The organism is Rhodococcus sp. M8, assembly GCF_015654185.1.
GTDB lineage: Bacteria > Actinomycetota > Actinomycetes > Mycobacteriales > Mycobacteriaceae > Rhodococcus > Rhodococcus aetherivorans.
The window spans coordinates 1-18698 of sequence record NZ_CP064065.1 but is presented as its reverse complement, the minus strand read 5'-3'; the positions used below and the strand labels follow the sequence as shown (position 1 = coordinate 18698).

10 protein-coding genes, 3 rRNA genes and 1 pseudogene are annotated in these 18698 nt (G+C 66.9%); 6 read left to right on the top strand and 8 right to left on the bottom strand.

Translation table 11 applies throughout. The features are described from left to right. The first annotated feature begins 214 nt into the window (after window positions 1-214). From ISO16_RS00065 to ISO16_RS00055, 3 genes are read left to right on the top strand one after another with little or no spacing between them, the layout of a single operon-like run. Window positions 215-2257 (top strand): alpha-1,4-glucan--maltose-1-phosphate maltosyltransferase, encoded by a 2043-nt coding sequence (locus ISO16_RS00065; RefSeq protein WP_072634984.1) that lies wholly within the window; start codon window positions 215-217, stop codon window positions 2255-2257. Beyond that, on the top strand, window positions 2254-4452 hold the full coding sequence (glgB, locus tag ISO16_RS00060; RefSeq protein ID WP_006938391.1) for a 1,4-alpha-glucan branching protein GlgB: 2199 nt from the start codon (window positions 2254-2256) through the stop codon (window positions 4450-4452). The genes ISO16_RS00065 and glgB overlap by 4 nt, the downstream gene beginning before the upstream one ends. Before the next feature lie 31 nt (window positions 4453-4483). Next, entirely contained in the window at window positions 4484-5923 is a 1440-nt protein-coding gene (locus ISO16_RS00055) for a metallopeptidase (protein ID WP_050035018.1), read from the top strand. A gap of 55 nt (window positions 5924-5978) precedes the next feature. Here ISO16_RS00055 and ISO16_RS00050 read toward each other — a convergent pair whose 3' ends face one another. The 3 genes and pseudogenes from ISO16_RS00050 to ISO16_RS00040 all read right to left on the bottom strand — a co-directional run bounded on the left by ISO16_RS00050 (window position 5979) and on the right by ISO16_RS00040 (window position 8622). Continuing rightward, a complete protein-coding gene (locus tag ISO16_RS00050; protein WP_029542958.1) occupies window positions 5979-6869 on the bottom strand; it encodes a tetratricopeptide repeat protein in 891 nt (296 codons plus the stop codon). Window positions 6870-6965: 96 nt separating this feature from the next. Continuing rightward, window positions 6966-7337, bottom strand: coding sequence for a DUF3817 domain-containing protein (locus ISO16_RS00045; RefSeq protein WP_006938400.1), 372 nt, complete (start codon window positions 7335-7337; stop codon window positions 6966-6968). Between the two features lie 95 nt (window positions 7338-7432). Next, a pseudogene (locus ISO16_RS00040) lies at window positions 7433-8622 on the bottom strand (acetyl-CoA C-acetyltransferase). A gap of 105 nt (window positions 8623-8727) precedes the next feature. Here ISO16_RS00040 and mce point away from each other — a divergent pair. Together mce and ISO16_RS00030 are read left to right on the top strand one after the other, a co-directional pair. Further along, a complete protein-coding gene (gene mce, locus ISO16_RS00035) occupies window positions 8728-9210 on the top strand; it encodes a methylmalonyl-CoA epimerase (RefSeq protein ID WP_029542955.1) in 483 nt (160 codons plus the stop codon). Between the two features lie 107 nt (window positions 9211-9317). Beyond that, complete coding sequence (locus ISO16_RS00030; RefSeq protein WP_006944441.1) at window positions 9318-10403, top strand: hypothetical protein; 1086 nt, start codon at window positions 9318-9320, stop codon at window positions 10401-10403. Window positions 10404-10522: 119 nt separating this feature from the next. Here the strand turns inward: ISO16_RS00030 and ISO16_RS28545 are convergent, their stop codons facing one another. Both ISO16_RS28545 and nucS read right to left on the bottom strand, forming a co-directional pair. Then, a complete protein-coding gene (locus ISO16_RS28545; RefSeq protein WP_029542951.1) occupies window positions 10523-10843 on the bottom strand; it encodes a hypothetical protein in 321 nt (106 codons plus the stop codon). Window position 10844: 1 nt separating this feature from the next. Then, on the bottom strand, window positions 10845-11519 hold the full coding sequence (gene nucS, locus ISO16_RS00025; protein ID WP_029542949.1) for an endonuclease NucS: 675 nt from the start codon (window positions 11517-11519) through the stop codon (window positions 10845-10847). Window positions 11520-11562: 43 nt separating this feature from the next. Between nucS and ISO16_RS00020 the strand changes: the two genes are divergently transcribed. Then, window positions 11563-13104, top strand: a complete 1542-nt coding sequence (locus tag ISO16_RS00020; protein ID WP_072634983.1) for an adenylate/guanylate cyclase domain-containing protein — start codon at window positions 11563-11565, stop codon at window positions 13102-13104. 97 nt (window positions 13105-13201) lie between these two features. Here the strand turns inward: ISO16_RS00020 and rrf are convergent. The 3 genes from rrf to ISO16_RS00005 all read right to left on the bottom strand — a co-directional run bounded on the left by rrf (window position 13202) and on the right by ISO16_RS00005 (window position 18416). Further along, a 5S ribosomal RNA gene (gene rrf, locus ISO16_RS00015) occupies window positions 13202-13318 on the bottom strand. Window positions 13319-13466: 148 nt separating this feature from the next. Then, window positions 13467-16600 (bottom strand): 23S ribosomal RNA (locus ISO16_RS00010). A gap of 294 nt (window positions 16601-16894) precedes the next feature. Continuing rightward, a 16S ribosomal RNA gene (locus ISO16_RS00005) occupies window positions 16895-18416 on the bottom strand. The 16S, 23S and 5S rRNA genes sit together here, the layout of an rRNA operon. Window positions 18417-18698 lie beyond the last annotated feature (282 nt).

The following is an 18698-nucleotide window of genomic DNA, read 5'->3' as shown; positions in this document are numbered from 1 at the left end:
CGCGAGCCCCGCGGCACACGGCGCCGCGGGGCTCGCTCGTTCCGGCGCGTCGACCCGGGTAACAGCTATTGCGGGGCGTCGACGACATTGCGCGTCGCATGAGGGGACGGCGGTGCGTACCTCCACTACGGTTGGGGACGGGCCGCATCCGAAGGCTCGTCAGCAGTCCGTGCGAGGGAAACGGAGCCGGCATGACAGACGGAACGGAGCGAGCGTGACAGGTCGAATCGGAGCCAGCGCGACAGGCCGCCTCGGCATCGACGATGTCCGTCCCGACATCTCGGGAGGGCGACATCCGGTCAAGGCCGTTGTCGGGGAGGTGGTTCCCGTGTCGGCAGTCGTGTGGCGAGAAGGCCACGACGCCGTCGCCGCCACCCTGGCCGTGCGCGGGCCGGGATCGGACCCGGAGAGCGAAGGGAAGCTGATCCGGATCCCGATGGTTCCCGGCGAGGTGCCCGACACCTTCCACGCCGTGTTCACCCCCACCAGTCCGGGACTGTGGACGTACCGGGTGGAGGCCTGGAGCGATCCGGTGAGCACGTGGCGGCACGCGGTGGACGCGAAGGTCGACGCCGGCCAGGGTCCGGAGGACCTGGCGAACGACATCGAGATCGGCGCCCGCCTGTTCGAGAAGGCCGCGAAGACCGCGCCGCGCCCCAACCGGCCGGCCCTGCTCGCCGTGGCCGCGGCGCTGCGTTCGGAGCGCCCGCTCGCCGACCGGATCGCCCCTGCCTTCGCCGCCGACATCACCGAGATCCTGCGGGCCAATCCGCTGCGCGAGCTGATCACCCGCGGGAAGGCGTACACCGCCGTGGTCGATCGGGAACGGGCCCTGTTCGGTTCCTGGTACGAGTTCTTCCCCCGCTCGACGGGCGGGTGGAACGAGGACGGCACGCCACGGCACGGCACCTTCGCCACCGCCGCGGAGGAACTGCCGCGGGTCGCCGCGATGGGCTTCGACGTGGTGTACCTGCCGCCCATCCACCCGATCGGCAAGGTCAACCGCAAGGGACCGAACAACACCCTCACCGCCGGCCCGGACGACGTGGGCTCCCCCTGGGCCATCGGCTCCGACGAGGGCGGCCACGACGCGATCCACCCGCAGCTCGGCACGGAGGACGACTTCCGCGCCTTCGTCGCCCGGGCGCGCGAACTCGACCTCGAAGTGGCCCTCGATCTGGCGCTGCAGTGCGCCCCGGACCACCCGTGGGCGAAGGAGCATCCCGAGTGGTTCACGGTCCTGCCGGACGGCACGATCGCCTACGCCGAGAACCCGCCCAAGAAGTACCAGGACATCTATCCGGTCAACTTCGACAACGATCCGGACGGCATCTACGCCGAGGTGCTGCGCGTGGTGCGGCACTGGATCAGCTTCGGCGTCAAGATCTTCCGGGTCGACAACCCGCACACCAAGCCGCCGAACTTCTGGGAGTGGCTGATCGCCGAGGTCAAGCGCACCGATCCCGACGTGCTGTTCCTGTCCGAGGCCTTCACCCGTCCCGCCCGCATGTACGGCCTCGCCCGACGCGGGTTCACCCAGTCCTACACGTACTTCACCTGGCGCGTGGCGAAGTGGGAGCTGACCGAATTCGCACAGGAGATCGCGGCGAAGGCGGACGAGGCGCGCCCGAACCTGTTCGTCAACACGCCCGACATCCTGCACGAGTCGCTGCAACACGGCGGACCCGGAATGTTCGCTCTGCGCGCGGCCCTCGCGGCCACGCTCGCCCCGTCGTGGGGGGTGTACTCCGGTTACGAACTCTACGAACACGTCCCGCTGCGACCCGGCAGCGAGGAGTACCTCGACTCGGAGAAGTACCAGCTGCGTCCGCGACGGTTCGACGAGGCCCGCCGCCGCGGCGAATCCCTCGAGCCGTGGATCGCCACGCTCAACCGGATCCGGCGCGCCCACCCGGCCCTGCAGCAGCTGCGCAACATCCACTTCCACCACATCGACAACGACGCCCTCATCGCGTATTCGAAATTCGATCCCCGGACCGGGGATTCGGTCCTCACCGTGATCAACCTCAACCCGTTCGGCGCCGAGCAGGGCACCGTCTGGCTGGACATGCCGGCGCTCGGCCACGAATGGCACGACCAGCTCACGGTGTTCGACGAGGTGTCCGGCGCGCAGTACTCGTGGGGCCAGGCCAACTTCGTCCGGCTCGAACCCTGGCGCGCGGTGGCGCACATCCTGGCGCTGCCCCCGATCGGTGTACCGACGCGAACCACCCTCGCCTACAGGAGCAACTCGTGACAGTGCCCCCGACTCGACGCCACTCCCCCAACCCGCACGACCTCGCCCGGCTGGCGGCCGGCGAGCACCACGATCCGCACTCGGTGCTCGGCGCCCACCCGCATCCGGAAGGCACGATCATCCGGGCCATGCGTCCCCACGCGGAGAAGGTGGCGGCGCGCATCGGCGGCATCGATCACCCACTCGAGCCTCTCGGCCACGATGTGTTCAGCGCGCTCGTCCCGGTGCACGACCTGTCGGACTACCGGCTCGTGGTGACCTACCCGTTCGAGCACACCGTCGTCGTCGCCGACCCGTACCGGTTCCTGCCCACGCTCGGGGAGCTGGACCTGCACCTGTTCGCCGAGGGCCGGCACGAGCGGCTGTGGGAGATCCTGGGGGCGCATCAGCGCTCGTACGAGACGCCCGACGGCACGGTCCGCGGCACGTCGTTCGCGGTGTGGGCGCCCGGCGCGCGCGGCGTCACGGTCGTCGGCGACTTCGACGGCTGGAGCGGCCGGCTCGCGCCGATGCGGGTGCTCGGCTCCAGCGGCGTGTGGGAACTGTTCCTGCCCGACGTGGAGCCGGGTGCGCTGTACAAGTTCCGGGTCCACGGCCGCGACGGCTCGGTCCAGGACAAGGCCGACCCGATGGCGTTCGCCACCGAGGTGCCGCCGGCGACGGCCTCCGTGGTCAACCACAGCAGCTACGTGTGGGGCGACGACGCGTGGCTCGCCGCCCGGGCCGACTCCCGGCCGTGGCAGGAGCCGATGAGCGTCTACGAGGTGCACCTCGGCTCGTGGCGTCCCGGTCTCGGATACCGGGAGCTGGCCGACCAGCTGGCCGAGTACGTCGCGGCGGCCGGCTTCACCCACGTCGAGCTGCTGCCGGTGGCCGAGCATCCCTTCGGCGGATCGTGGGGATACCAGGTCACCTCGTACTACGCCCCCACCGCCCGCTTCGGCACGCCCGACGAGTTCCGTGCGTTCGTCGACCGGTTGCACGCCGCCGGCATCGGCGTGATCGTGGACTGGGTGCCCGCCCACTTTCCGAAGGACGAGTGGGCCCTGGCCCGCTTCGACGGCAGTGCCCTCTACGAACACCCCGATCCCCGGCGTGGCGAGCAGCTGGACTGGGGCACCTACGTCTTCGACTTCGGCCGCCGGGAGGTGCGCAACTTCCTCGTCGCCAACGCGCTGTACTGGATCGACGAGTTCCACATCGACGGCCTGCGCGTCGACGCCGTCGCCTCGATGCTGTACCTCGACTACTCGCGGCCCGAGGGCGGCTGGACCCCCAACGTGTACGGCGGCCGGGAGAACCTCGAGGCGGTGGCCTTCCTGCAGGAGATGAACGCCACCGTGCACAAGCTCCACCCCGGCGTCGTCACCGTCGCCGAGGAGTCCACGGCATGGCCCGGCGTCACCCGGCCCACCCACGCGGGCGGGCTCGGGTTCTCCATGAAATGGAACATGGGATGGATGCACGACACCCTCGGGTACATCGGCCGGGACCCGGTGCATCGCACGTACCACCACCATGAGATCACCTTCTCGCTGGTGTACGCCTGGAGTGAGAACTTCGTCCTGCCCGTCAGCCACGACGAGGTCGTGCACGGCAAGGGCACGCTCTGGACCCGGATGCCGGGTGGCGACCGCGAGCAGGCCGCCGGCCTGCGCGGCCTGCTCGCGTACATGTGGGCCCACCCCGGCAAGCAACTGCTGTTCATGGGGCAGGAGTTCGGCCAGACCGCGGAATGGTCCGAGGAGCGGGGCCTGGACTGGTGGCAGCTCGACGATCCGCACAACGGACCGCTGCACCAGGGCGTGCACCGGCTCGTCGCCGACCTCAACCGGATCTACCGTGAGCACCCCGCCCTGTGGACGCTGGACACCTCGCCGAGCGGGTACTCGTGGATCGACGCCAACGACTCGGCGAACAACGTGCTGAGCTTTCTCCGTCACGGGAGCGACGGTTCCGTCGTGGCGTGCCTGTTCAACTTCTCCGGATCGACGCATTCGGACTATCGTGTCGGACTACCCGAAACAGGACAGTGGTCGGAGATCCTCAACACGGATTCGACGGCCTACCAGGGCAACGGCGTCGGCAACCTCGGCGCCGTGACGGCCACGGCACGCTCCTGGCACGGGCGCCCGGCGTCGGCGGAGGTGACGCTGCCTGCTTACGGTGCGATCTGGCTGACGTTGCAGCGGTGACCGCCGTCCTCGGACGACAGGAGAAGAACAGGTGACTCGGACGCGGCTGCCGTTCCGCCTCGCGGTACCGGCGCTGGCCGTGATGGTGCTCGCCGGATGTGCCGCTCGCATCGAGGGCACCGCCGTCTCCATCTACGACAACCCGTTCTCGGTGGCGGGCCTGCCGGTGTCCTCGGGCCCGAGCGGCCCGCGGCCCGCCGCCCCGGACGCGCAGGTGACGATCGAGAACTCGGACGGCGGGGACGTCGACGTCCTCGCCGGCAACGCGGTCGCCGACATCGAGGCCTACTGGAACGAGGAGTTCCCGCGCATCGCCCGGGGCGCGTTCGAGCCCGTCGGCACGATCGCCTCGTGGGATCCCGACGAGCGCGGTCCGAAGTTCTGCGGCGAATCCACCTTCGAGTTCATCAACGCCGCGTACTGCAACCGCGACGACGTCATCGGGTGGGACCGCACCTACCTGATGCCGCAGCTCATCGAGACGTTCGGCCCGATGGCGGCCGTGACGGTGCTCGCCCACGAGTACGGGCACGCCGTCCAGTTCAAGGCCGGGACGGTCGCCGAGGACGATCCGGGCATCGTGTTCGAGCAGCAGGCGGACTGCTTCGCAGGCGCCTTCATGCGGCACGTCGCCGCCGGCAACTCGGAGCACTTCCGGTTGAACACCTCGGACGGGCTGAACTCGGTGCTGGCGTCGATGGTCTCCTTCCGCGACAGCGACCCCAACGACCCGGACGCGATCCACGGGTCAGCATTCGAGCGGGTCACCGCGTTCCAGATCGGCTTCACCGACGGTGCGGGATCGTGCACCCGCATCGACGCCGCCGAGATCGAGTCCCGGCGCGCCGATCTGCCGCAGTTCTTCGACAGTTCCGACGACGGCGAACTTCCCGTGACCGAGGAGTCGGTGGAGGCGCTGATGGCCTCGTTCCGCCGGGTGTTCGATCTGCCGGAACAACCGGAGCTCGACCTGTCCGGCGCCGACCTCGGCTGTCCGGACGCGAAGGCCACGTCGCCGGTGTCGTACTGTCCCGCCACCAACACCATCGGGGTGGACGTCGACGAGCTGGCGGACCGCGGTACCCCGTTGCAGACCGGCGCCGGGGGGATCACGACCGACGTACGGGGCGACTACGCCGCCTACGTGCTGCTCGCCTCCCGGTACGCCCTGGCCGTGCAGAACGCGGCCGGCCAGTCGCTCGTCGACCCCCAGACGGCGCTGCGGGCTGCCTGCCTCGCCGGCGTGATCAGCGCGGAACTGAGCCCCGACAGCACCGGCGCCCAGCCGGCCGAGGACATGGTGTGGTTGTCGCCGGGCGATCTGGACGAGGCGGTCTCCGGCCTGCTGACCGACGGCCTCGCCGCCAGCGACGTCAACGGCAACACCGTGCCGAGCGGATTCTCCCGGGTGGACGCGTTCCGCACCGGGGTTCTCGGCGGCGAGGCCGCCTGCTCGGGCCGCTACCACTGACCGACGCGCGGTGGCGGCCCGGGAAGCCGGACCGCCACCGCGGGTCGGGAACCGATCAGTACAGCGCCGACGCCAGCTTGCGGCGCGCGGTGACGACGAACGGCTCGGCGGGATCGAACAGCTCGAACAGCTCCAGCAGCCGCGTGCGGGCGGCGTTCCTCTCGTCGCCGGCGCTGCGGGCGACGAACCCGATCAGCCGGGTGAAGGCGGCCTCGGGCTGCTGGGCGAACAGTTCGGCGTCGGCCGCGACGAGCTGCGCCTCGAGGTCGGCCGGGGCGGCGTCGGCCGCGGCGATCGCGTCCTCGGGCACCGACTGAGCGCGGGCGAGGAACCGGACCTGCCGCAGCGCGGCCAGAGCGTCGGCATTGGCGGGCTCGGAGTTCAGGATCAGCTCGTACGCCGCCTCGGCACCGGCCAGGTCCCCTGCCTCGAGGGCCTGCTCGGCGGCGACGAACCGCGGATCCTCCTGCTCCTCGACGGGCTCGGCGCCGGGCGGGCCGGACAGCTTTCCGGCGACCGCGTCCTGGATGGCGGCGAGCCATTGCCGAAGCTGCGGTTCGGGCTGCACGCCCTGGAAGTCGGCGAGGGGCTGCCCGGCGGCGATCGCGACGACGGTCGGCACGGACTGCACACCGAACGCCTGCGCGATCCGCGGGTTGGCGTCCACGTCGACCTTCGCGAGGACCCAGCTGCCGCCACCCTCGTGGGCCAGCTTCTCGAGGACGGGCGAGAGCTGCTTGCACGGGCCACACCAGGTGGCCCACAGGTCCACGATGACGGGGACCTGCATCGAGCGCTGCAGCACCTCGGCCTCGAAGGTGGCCTCGGTAACGTCGACGACGGGCGTGAAACCGGACTGGGGGCCGGTGCCGGAGCCGGGCTGCGACGGAGGTGGGGGCGCGGTAGACCGCTCCTTGAGGGGCGCGAGATCCACCGCGCCGGACATCGCCGCGGCGGTCGCGGCGGAACGTGCTGCAGGACGGGAACCTGGTCGAGTCACGCCGTCCAGTCTGTCACGTTCCGCGCGGCAGGGGACAGCAGGTCAGGCGAGTGCGGGCGCGTCCACCGGACGCGCTTGCGCGGACAGTTCCGCCAGCCGGCCGGTGCGCACAGCCCACCATTCGAAGACGATCGTGCCGAACGGCGGGACGGACGAGATCAGGGCCAGGCCCGTGGTGACCAGGTTCCACTTCAGCGCCCGCGCGGTGAGGAGGGCGACGAGGACGAAGGCCACGAACACGCCGCCGTGCAGCGGGCCGAAGATCTTCACCCCGATCTCGTTGCCGTTCTCGGGCAGGTACTTGAACGCCATGCCGACGAGCAGGCCGGCCCAGGTGAAGGCCTCGAGGACGGCGACGAAGCGGAACCGCTTGGCCGGGGTGCTGAGATCGAAGAAGTTCGCCATGCACACCATTGTGCCGATCGGCTACGACGAGCTGTCGTTGCTGTGAGAGACGTCACCGCCCCCACGCGGTGCGCGGGGGCGGCGACGAGAGTATTGGACGCGGTCTACGCCTTGGGGACGCGGACGATGAGGGCGTCGCCCTGGCCGCCGCCGCCGCACAGGGCCGCGGCCCCGACACCGCCGCCGCGGCGGGCAAGTTCGAGCGCCAGGTGCAGCACGATCCGGGCCCCGGACATCCCCAGCGGGTGGCCCAGCGCGATGGCGCCGCCGTTGACGTTGATCCGGGCCGGGTCCAGCCCCAGCTCGCGGCCGGAGGCGATCCCGACCGCGGCGAACGCCTCGTTGATCTCCACCAGGTCCAGCCCGGCCGGGTCCAGGCCCTCCCGGGCGCAGGCCTTGGCGATCGCCCGGGCCGGCTGGGACTGCAGCGTCGAGTCCGGGCCGGCGACCACCCCGTGCGCGCCGATCTCGGCGAGCCAGGACAGACCCAACTGTTCGGCCCTGGCCCGGCTCATCACCACCACCGCGGCCGCCCCGTCGGAGATCTGCGAGGCCGACCCGGCGGTGACGGTGCCGTCCTTCGCGAACGCCGGCCGCAGCGCCGCCAGCGACTCGGCGGTGGTCTCCGGGCGGATGCCCTCGTCGGCGGTGACCACGACCGGCTCGCCGCGGCGCTGCGGGATCGACACCGGCACGATCTCCGCGTCGAACAGCCCGTCCTTCTGCGCGCGGGCCGCCCGCTGGTGGCTGGCGGCGGCGACGGCGTCCTGCTCGGCGCGGGAGACGAACCGGGTGCCGGTGTTGGCGGCCTCGGTGAGGTTGCCCATGGCCTGGTCGGTGAAGATGTCGGCAGCCCGTCGAAGGCCATGTGGTCGCGCAGGGTCGCATCGCCGTACTTGAACCCGGCCCGGGAGTGCTCGAGCAGGTGCGGGGCCCGGCTCATCGACTCCTGGCCGCCGGCGACGACGATGTCGAACTCGCCGGCGCGGATGAGCTGGTCGGCCAGCGCGATCGCGTCGATGCCGGACAGGCACACCTTGTTCACGGTCAGGGCGGGCACGTCCATCGGGATGCCGGCGGCCACCGCGGCCTGCCGGGCCGGGATCTGGCCGGCGCCGGCGGTGAGCACCTGACCCATGATCACGTACTCGACCTGCTCCGGGGCCACCCCGGCCTTGGCGAGGGCACCGGCGATGGCGACCCCGCCGAGGTCCGAACCGGAGAGGTCCTTCAGGGCGCCCTGCAGACGCCCCATCGGGGTCCGGGCTCCGGCAACGATGACAGAACTGGTCACGAGGATTTCCTCCGGTGGTGGGAGTGACGGCTTCCGCGCGGGCTCGAGGCCGGCAAGCCCATCCCGACGCATACTGATCTAACGTTAGCGCTACCGTCTTTATTCATGACTGAGACCTCCCCCACTCCGACTCCGCTCGCGGCGCTGACCTCCGGCCTCGTGACCGCCATCGACCACGTCGGCATCGCGGTCCCCGACCTGGACGCCGCCCTCACCTGGTACGCCGAGAACCTCGGGCTCGTCTCCACCCACGAGGAGGTCAACGAGGAGCAGGGCGTGCGCGAGGCGATGCTGTCGGTTCCCGGCTCGCCGGAGGGCGCGACCGCGATCCAGCTGCTCGCCCCGCTGAACGAGAACTCGACGATCGCGAAGTTCATCGACCGCAGCGGGCCCGGCCTGCAGCAGCTCGCCTACCGCGTCAGCGACCTCGATGCGGTGTCCGCCGAGCTCCGCGCGCGCGGCGTGCGCCTGCTGTACGACGCCCCGCGACGCGGCACCGCCGATTCCCGCATCAACTTCCTCCACCCCAAGGACGCCGGCGGCGTGCTCGTCGAGCTCGTCGAACCTGCTGCGCACGGATCGCACTGACCGCCCCCATCTCACCCGGCCGACTCGCCGGGTTCACACCGCCGCAGCATTAGCACAACGCGGCGGCACGCGCAGCTCCGGCCGCTTCGAGCAGGTAGATTGGCGCCATGGTCTTCGATCGCGATCGCACCCCAAGCCACCTGCCCTTCTCCATCGTGCGCAAGGGATTCGACCGCGACGAGGTGACCAACTACTTCGCCAGATTCGAGGCCGAGCTGCGCGTGACCGCCACGGACCGGGATGCGGCCGCCGCGCAGGCTCGCGACCTGGCTCGACAGCTCGAGAACGCCCGCAACGAGATCGACGAGCTGCGCAAGGACGTCGATCGGCTGTCGGTGCCGCCCACCACGGCCGAGGGCATGAGCGACCGCATCTCCCGCATGCTGCGCCTCGCCTCCGACGAGGCGTCCGAGCTGCGGGCACGGGCCGAGGCCGACGCAGCCGAGATGATCTCCCTGGCCGAGCAGGAAGGCATCCGGCTGCGCGGGGACTACGAAGCGATGATCGCCGAACTCGCCGAGCGGCGTAAGGCATTCGAGACGGAGCACGCCCGCACGATGGCGGAGGCGCGTGCCCAGGCCGCCCGGATCATCGCCGCCGCCGAAGCGGAGCGCGATCGCCTGGCGGCGGAGGCGGAAGCCAAGCGGGACCGGGTCCAGCAGGACTTCGAGATCGCCATGAGCGAGCGCCGCAGCAAGGTCCTCGGCGCCCTCGACGAGCTCGAGCGCACCAGCAAGGCCGAGGCCGAGCAGCGTCTCGAGATCGCGTCCCGCGAAGCGGCACGCCGGCTCGAGATCGCCACCGAACAGTCCGAGCGGAAGATCGCCAACGCCCGCGATCTGACCGAGGAACTGCGGGTGCTGCGCGGCCGCATCCTCAGCCAGTTGGACGGGGTACGCGGTCAGCTCGAGGCCGTGCCGTCGATGCTCGCCGCCGTGACGCGCGAGGGCGAGCTGCTCGACCGCGACCGGGATGCGCTCACCACCGAGGGCGAGGCCGACGCGACCAAGGAGATCGCCACCGGGGAATCCGAGAAGGAACCGGCCACCAAGGAACTTCCGGCGGCCGGCGGCAAGCCGGAGGGCAGCGACGGCGAAGCCGGCTCGGCGAAGGAGGCACGGTCCGGCGAGGAGGCACCGCCCACCGATCGCCTCGGCCGCTCACCTGCAGTGGCCAGCAAGGTCCGCAACTGACCCGACGGCTGAGCCGTCACTAGGACCCGACGGCTGAGCCGTCACTAGGACCCGACGGCTGAGCCGTCACTAGGACCCGACGGCTGAGCCGTCACTAGGACCCGACGGCTGAGCCGTCACTAGGACCACCGCCGGGTCGGTCCGCGGGTACCGCGGCCGGCCCAGCATCCGTTGTGCCAGTGTCGGCGTTCGTCGGCGCCCCCGATGTCGTCGGTGGGCCAGGCGACCACGTGGGGGGTTCCCGGCGCGATCTCGTGATCGCAGCCGGGGCACCGGTACGCCTTCGTTGCTCGCGACCCGGGGACGGTGCGCACGGTGTAGCGCTCGGACTCCGCGCCGGACGGCCCCCATTCGGTGCGGGAGGTGGCCCCGGAGAACGTCGACCCGCCGATATCGGGCCGGCGCCGGCGCTGCGATCGGGGAACGTTGCGGCGGGGCATATCAGAACAGCCGGAACTCGTTGCTCTCGGTGCCGCGCAGGGCGTCGTAGTCGAGCACGAGGCAGCGGATACCGCGATCGGTCGCAAGGGTCTTGGCCTGTGGCTTGATCTGTTGCGCCGCGAAGACACCGCTGACGGGCGCGAGCAACGGGTCCCGGTTGAGCAACTCGAGGTACCGGGTGAGCTGCTCGACACCGTCGATCTCGCCGCGTCGCTTGATCTCGACGGCCACCGTGCCGCCGTCCGCGTCCCGGCACAGCAGGTCCACCGGACCGATGGCCGTGGGGTATTCCCGGCGGACGAGGGTGTAGCCGGGGCCGAGGGTTTCGACGTGCTCGGCGAGCAGTTCCTGCAGATGCGCCTCGACACCGTCCTTGATCAGGCCCGGGTCCACACCCAGCTCGTGGCTCGAATCGTGCTCGATCTCGTCGATGGTGATCCGGAGTTGCTCACCCGTCTTGTTGGTCACCACCCACAGGGCGTGCGCCTCGTCTGCGGACTCCTCGACCAGCCAGCACGGCGGACTCATCCAGTTCAGCGGCTTGTAGGCACGGTCGTCGGCGTGCACACTGACCGATCCGTCGGCTTTGACCAAGAGCAGCCGACGCGCCATCGGCAGGTGTGCCGTCAGACGTCCGACGTAGTCGACTCGACAGCGGGCAATCACAAGGCGCACGTTGCCACCCTAGAGGATCGCTCCGGACTACTCTCGAACGACCATGCCTCGCACCCGCCGCACCTCGCCCCTCGGCTCGCCGCTGCTCGGCGCGCCCGCGGAATCCGTCCGGCGCCAACGTGTTCGCGTGCAGACATTGCTCACCCTGTTGCTGCTCGGCACGAACATCGCGGGGGCCGCGATCACGGCGTTGTTGATCAACGTCGTCGTCCCGGGCCCCTCGGTGCTGCGTCCGGAGTTCGTCGTCGTCACCGGCGTCATAGCACCCGTCTACGTCGGCGGGGCCATCGTCCTGGGAACGGCCTTCGGGACCCGGCTCGGCCTTGCACAACTGCGGTGGATCCTCGAGGACCGGGATCCCACCCCCGACGAACGACGTGCAACCATGCGGCTGCCGATGCGCCTCACCGCCCAGCAGGGTGCATTCTGGGCGCTGGGGCTGGTGCTGTTCGCGACCGCGTTCGGTGTAGTGGATCCGCGCACGATCCCGAAGGTCGCCCTCACCATCGCCCTCGCGGGCCTGACGGTCTGCGGCTTCGTCTATCTGTTCAGCGAATTCGCCCTGCGGCCGATCGCGGCCCGGGCCTTGGAGGCCGGGGCGACGCCGCGACGCCGACTCACCGGCACCAGCGGCCGCATCATGGTGGCCTGGGCGCTGGGCAGCGGCGTTCCCGTCGTCGGGCTGATGCTCGTGGCGGTCTTCAGCTTCGTCCGTCCCGTATCACCCGTCCGGTTCGCGGTGACGATCCTGACGATCGGCGGACTCGCCTTGTTGTTGGGGGCGTTGCTTATGCTCCTCACCGCCCGGACCAGCGTCGCGCCGATCGAGTCGGTGCGGTCCGGCATGGCCCGCATCGAGCGGGGCGACCTCGATGCCGAGGTGGTCGTCTACGACGGAACCGAACTGGGAGAACTGCAGGCGGGATTCAACCGCATGGCCGACGGCCTCCGCGAGCGCGAACGGATCCGCGACGTCTTCGGCCGGCACGTCGGGCAGGACGTCGCGCGGGCGGCGTTGGCGTCGTCGCCGCGCCTGGGCGGCGAGGAACGCCATGTCGCGGTGCTGTTCATCGATATCATCGGCTCGACGGCAATGGCGGCCGATCGGCCGCCCACCGAGGTCGTACATCTGCTCAACCGCTTCTTCGAAGTGGTGGTCGAGGAGGTGCACCGGGCCGGCGGGTTCGTCAACAAGTTCGAGGGCGACGCGGCACTGGCCATCTTCGGCGCTCCGGTCGCAATGGACGACGCGGCGGGCAGTGCGCTCGCGGCCGCCCGGGAGATGGCCCGCCGGTTGCGCACCGAGGTCCCCGAGTGCGAGGCGGGAATCGGGGTCACCGAGGGCCTCGCGGTGGCCGGAAACGTGGGCGCTCACGAGAGATTCGAGTACACGGTGATCGGCGATCCGGTGAACGAAGCGGCTCGGCTGTCGGACGTCGCCAAGACGTTCCCCGGCCACGTGGTGGCGTCGGCCCGGGCGGTAGAGGTGGCCGCGGAAGCGGAGCGCATCCGATGGTCGCTGAAAGGTGAAGTCACCCTGCGCGGGCGGTCGGAGGTCACCCGCCTTGCGGTCCCGGTGGACTGATCCCGACGAAGGACCGACGGGTTCGGCTGCGCCCCACAGGGAACGCGGAAATGCCGGAAGCCCCCCCAACGAGGTTGGGGGGCTTCCGGTAACGGGTGTTCGGCGGTGTCCTACTCTCCCACACCCTGTCGGGTGCAGTACCATCGGCGCTGGAGGGCTTAGCTTCCGGGTTCGGAATGGGACCGGGCGTTTCCCCTCCGCTATGGCCGCCGTAACTCTGTGAAACGACCCACGCACGCTGTTCGCGGGGGTCGGGGCCGCAGCCCCACCCATTTCTTGGGGGGCAGCGTTTACTCCGACTCCTCGCGCAGCGAGTGTGAGTGTGTTGTTTCAGATACCGCACAGTGGACGCGTAGCTTCTTTGTGGTAAGTCCTCGGCCTATTAGTACCGGTCACCTGCATGCGTTACCGCACTTCCAGTTCCGGCCTATCAACCCGGTGGTCTGCCGGGGGCCTTACCCCCTCGAGGGGGGTGAGAAACCTCATCTTGGAACAGGCTTCCCGCTTAGATGCTTTCAGCGGTTATCCCTTCCGAACGTAGCCAACCAGCCGTGCCCCTGGCGGGACAACTGGCACACCAGAGGTTCGTCCGTCCCGGTCCTCTCGTACTAGGGACAGCCTTCCTCAAGTTTCTAACGCGCGCGGCGGATAGAGACCGAACTGTCTCACGACGTTCTAAACCCAGCTCGCGTGCCGCTTTAATGGGCGAACAGCCCAACCCTTGGGACCTACTCCAGCCCCAGGATGCGACGAGCCGACATCGAGGTGCCAAACCATCCCGTCGATATGGACTCTTGGGGAAGATCAGCCTGTTATCCCCGGGGTACCTTTTATCCGTTGAGCGACACCGCTTCCACATGCCGGTGCCGGATCACTAGTCCCGACTTTCGTCCCTGCTCGACCTGTCGGTCTCACAGTCAAGCTCCCTTGTGCACTTGCACTCGACACCTGATTGCCAACCAGGCTGAGGGAACCTTTGGGCGCCTCCGTTACATTTTGGGAGGCAACCGCCCCAGTTAAACTACCCACCAGGCACTGTCCCTGAACCCGATCAGGGTCCGAGGTTAGAGGTCCAATACGATCAGAGTGGTATTTCAACAACGACTCCACCCACACTGGCGTGCGGGCTTCCCAGTCTCCCACCTATCCTACACAAACCGAACCGAACACCAATACCAAGCTGTAGTGAAGGTCCCGGGGTCTTTTCGTCCTGCCGCGCGTAACGAGCATCTTTACTCGTAGTGCAATTTCGCCGAGTCTGTGGTTGAGACAGCAGAGAAGTCGTTACGCCATTCGTGCAGGTCGGAACTTACCCGACAAGGAATTTCGCTACCTTAGGATGGTTATAGTTACCACCGCCGTTTACTGGGGCTTAAATTCTCAGCTTCGCGGAGTGAACTCCGCTGACCGGTCCTCTTAACCTTCCAGCACCGGGCAGGCGTCAGTCCGTATACCTCGTCTTACGACTTCGCACGGACCTGTGTTTTTAGTAAACAGTCGCTTCTCTCTGGTCTCTGCGACCACCCCCGGCTCACGGAGCAAGTCCGGTCACCGGGACTGGTCCCCTTCTCCCGAAGTTACGGGGGCATTTTGCCGAGTTCCTTAACCACAGTTCTCTCGATCGCCTCGGTATTCTCTACCTGACCACCTGTGTCGGTTTGGGGTACGGGCCGTGTGAAAGCTCGCTAGAGGCTTTTCTCGGCAGCATAGGATCATGGAATTCGCCTCATTCGGCTACGCATCACCTCTCAGGCTGTGTGCGACACGGATTTGCCTGTGTCACGCCCTACGGGCTTACACCGGTACAACCACTGACCGGCCCCACTACCTTCCTGCGTCACCCCATCGCTTGGCTACTACCACCGAAGGTCCCGTGCAGCAGGCTCTCGGCTCCCGAAGGAACTCGATCACCCTTTGGACGGTTAGTACCGATGATTCACCAGGGGCGCGTTCACACGGGTACGGGAATATCAACCCGTTGTCCATCGACTACGCCTGTCGGCCTCGCCTTAGGTCCCGACTCACCCTGGGCGGATTAACCTGGCCCAGGAACCCTTGGTCATTCGGCGGACGAGTTTCTCACTCGTCTTTCGCTACTCATGCCTGCATTCTCACTCGCGCAGCCTCCACACCTGGATCACTCCGGCGCTTCCCCGGCTGCACGACGCTCCCTACCCACCCACACCACTGCCGGACGATCCGTGGACCCTCCGGGGTGTTGTGCGAGTGCCGCGGCTTCGGCGGTGTACTTGAGCCCCGCTACATTGTCGGCGCAGAACCACTTGACCAGTGAGCTATTACGCACTCTTTCAAGGGTGGCTGCTTCTAAGCCAACCTCCTGGTTGTCTCAGCGATCCCACATCCTTTTCCACTTAGTACACGCTTAGGGGCCTTAGCCGGCGATCTGGGCTGTTTCCCTCTCGACTACGAAGCTTATCCCCCGCAGTCTCACTGCCGCGCTCTCACTCACCGGCATTCGGAGTTTGGCTGATTTCGGTAAGCTTGTGGGCCCCTAGACCATCCAGTAGCTCTACCTCCGGTGAGAAACACGCGACGCTGCACCTAAATGCATTTCGGGGAGAACCAGCTATCACGGAGTTTGATTGGCCTTTCACCCCTACCCACAGCTCATCCCCTCAGTTTTCAACCTAAGTGGGTTCGGGCCTCCACGACGTCTTACCGTCGCTTCACCCTGGCCATGGGTAGATCACTCCGCTTCGGGTCTAGAACATGCCACTGATGCGCCCTGTTCGGACTCGCTTTCGCTACGACTACCCCACACGGGTTAACCTCGCGACATGCCACTAACTCGCAGGCTCATTCTTCAAAAGGCACGCCGTCACCCCCAGCAGACCAAACTGCTCGAAGGCTCCGACGGATTGTAAGCGCACGGTTTCAGGTACTATTTCACTCCCTCCCGGGGTACTTTTCACCTTTCCCTCACGGTACTAGTCCGCTATCGGTCACCAGGGAGTATTCAGGCTTATCGGGTGGTCCCGACGGATTCACAGCAGATTTCACGGGCCCGCTGCTACTCGGGTATTCGAATCGACAGTCACCGCGTTTTCGTCTACGGGATTCTCACCCTCTACGACAGGCCGTTCCAGACCATTTCGACTAACACAGGCGATTTCTCACTGTCGGCCGGCGCGGCAGCACCGACACATCGAACCCCACAACCCCGAACACACAACCCCTGCCGGGTATCACATGTATCCGGTTTAGCCTCTTCCGTTTTCGCTCGCCACTACTCACGGAATCACATGTTGTTTTCTCTTCCTGTGGGTACTGAGATGTTTCACTTCCCCACGTTCCCTCCACACGCCCTATATATTCAGGCGCGGGTAACACGACATCACTCGTGCTGGGTTTCCCCATTCGGAAATCCTCGGATCACAGCTCGGTTGACAGCTCCCCGAGGCATATCGCAGCCTCCCACGTCCTTCATCGGCTCCTGGTGCCAAGGCATCCACCGTACGCTCATAAACACTTACAACAAAGATGCTCGCGTCCACTGTGCAGTTCTCAAACAACACACAACAACCGGTACCGGAAGAAGAAACAACCCCTTCGTTCCCGATCATCGTCGCTGACAAAACACTCGCGTGTTCTCTCAGGACCCAACAGTGCACCGATATAACTCCTCGGATCCCGCACAGAAACGGGACCCGGACGAGAAGTAGCTGTCAGCGTTCCACCCATGAGCACCACCGGATTACGTGTGAATCCGAAATGGCTCTGCCCGTGGCGGAGTCACCTGTGTGACCCACCGACGGGAGTTGCTCCTTAGAAAGGAGGTGATCCAGCCGCACCTTCCGGTACGGCTACCTTGTTACGACTTCGTCCCAATCGCCGATCCCACCTTCGACGGCTCCCTCCCACGAGGGGTTAGGCCACCGGCTTCGGGTGTTACCGACTTTCATGACGTGACGGGCGGTGTGTACAAGGCCCGGGAACGTATTCACCGCAGCGTTGCTGATCTGCGATTACTAGCGACTCCGACTTCACGGGGTCGAGTTGCAGACCCCGATCCGAACTGAGACCGGCTTTAAGGGATTCGCTCCACCTCGCGGTATCGCAGCCCTCTGTACCGGCCATTGTAGCATGTGTGAAGCCCTGGACATAAGGGGCATGATGACTTGACGTCGTCCCCACCTTCCTCCGAGTTGACCCCGGCAGTCTCCTGCGAGTCCCCAACCGAATTGCTGGCAACACAGGACAAGGGTTGCGCTCGTTGCGGGACTTAACCCAACATCTCACGACACGAGCTGACGACAGCCATGCACCACCTGTACACCGACCACAAGGGAAACCCCATCTCTGGGGCGGTCCGGTGTATGTCAAACCCAGGTAAGGTTCTTCGCGTTGCATCGAATTAATCCACATGCTCCGCCGCTTGTGCGGGCCCCCGTCAATTCCTTTGAGTTTTAGCCTTGCGGCCGTACTCCCCAGGCGGGGCGCTTAATGCGTTAGCTACGGCACGGATCCCGTGGAAGGAAACCCACACCTAGCGCCCACCGTTTACGGCGTGGACTACCAGGGTATCTAATCCTGTTCGCTACCCACGCTTTCGCTCCTCAGCGTCAGTTACTGCCCAGAGACCCGCCTTCGCCACCGGTGTTCCTCCTGATATCTGCGCATTTCACCGCTACACCAGGAATTCCAGTCTCCCCTGCAGTACTCAAGTCTGCCCGTATCGCCTGCAAGCCCGCAGTTGAGCTGCGGGTTTTCACAGACGACGCGACAAACCGCCTACGAGCTCTTTACGCCCAGTAATTCCGGACAACGCTCGCACCCTACGTATTACCGCGGCTGCTGGCACGTAGTTGGCCGGTGCTTCTTCTGTACCTACCGTCACTCGCGCTTCGTCGGTACTGAAAGAGGTTTACAACCCGAAGGCCGTCATCCCTCACGCGGCGTCGCTGCATCAGGCTTGCGCCCATTGTGCAATATTCCCCACTGCTGCCTCCCGTAGGAGTCTGGGCCGTGTCTCAGTCCCAGTGTGGCCGGTCGCCCTCTCAGGCCGGCTACCCGTCGTCGCCTTGGTGGGCCGTTACCCCACCAACAAGCTGATAGGCCGCGGGCCCATCCTGCACCGGAAAACCTTTCCACCGACAGCCATGCGGCCGCCGGTCCTATCCGGTATTAGACCCAGTTTCCCAGGCTTATCCCGAAGTGCAGGGCAGATCACCCACGTGTTACTCACCCGTTCGCCACTAATCCACCCAGCAAGCTGGGCTTCATCGTTCGACTTGCATGTGTTAAGCACGCCGCCAGCGTTCGTCCTGAGCCAGGATCAAACTCTCCGTTGAAGACTCACAATCAAACCCCGAAGGGCCGATCAGTCATAGACATCGAGCCAAATCACCAGCAAAAACTCAAACCAGCAAAAACACTGACCACCACAGACGGAAGAATGCGGCAGCCAGCAACAACCACCCCCCGAAAAGAGAGGCGGTCGCACCAAAAATATTTTGGCACTGACATTCATCGGCACACTGTTGAGTTCTCAAAGAACACGCACACACCATCACCCCACGAACCGAGGTCCGCGGCGTTCCGGGGCAACCGTTCCAGCCTACCCACACCACCCG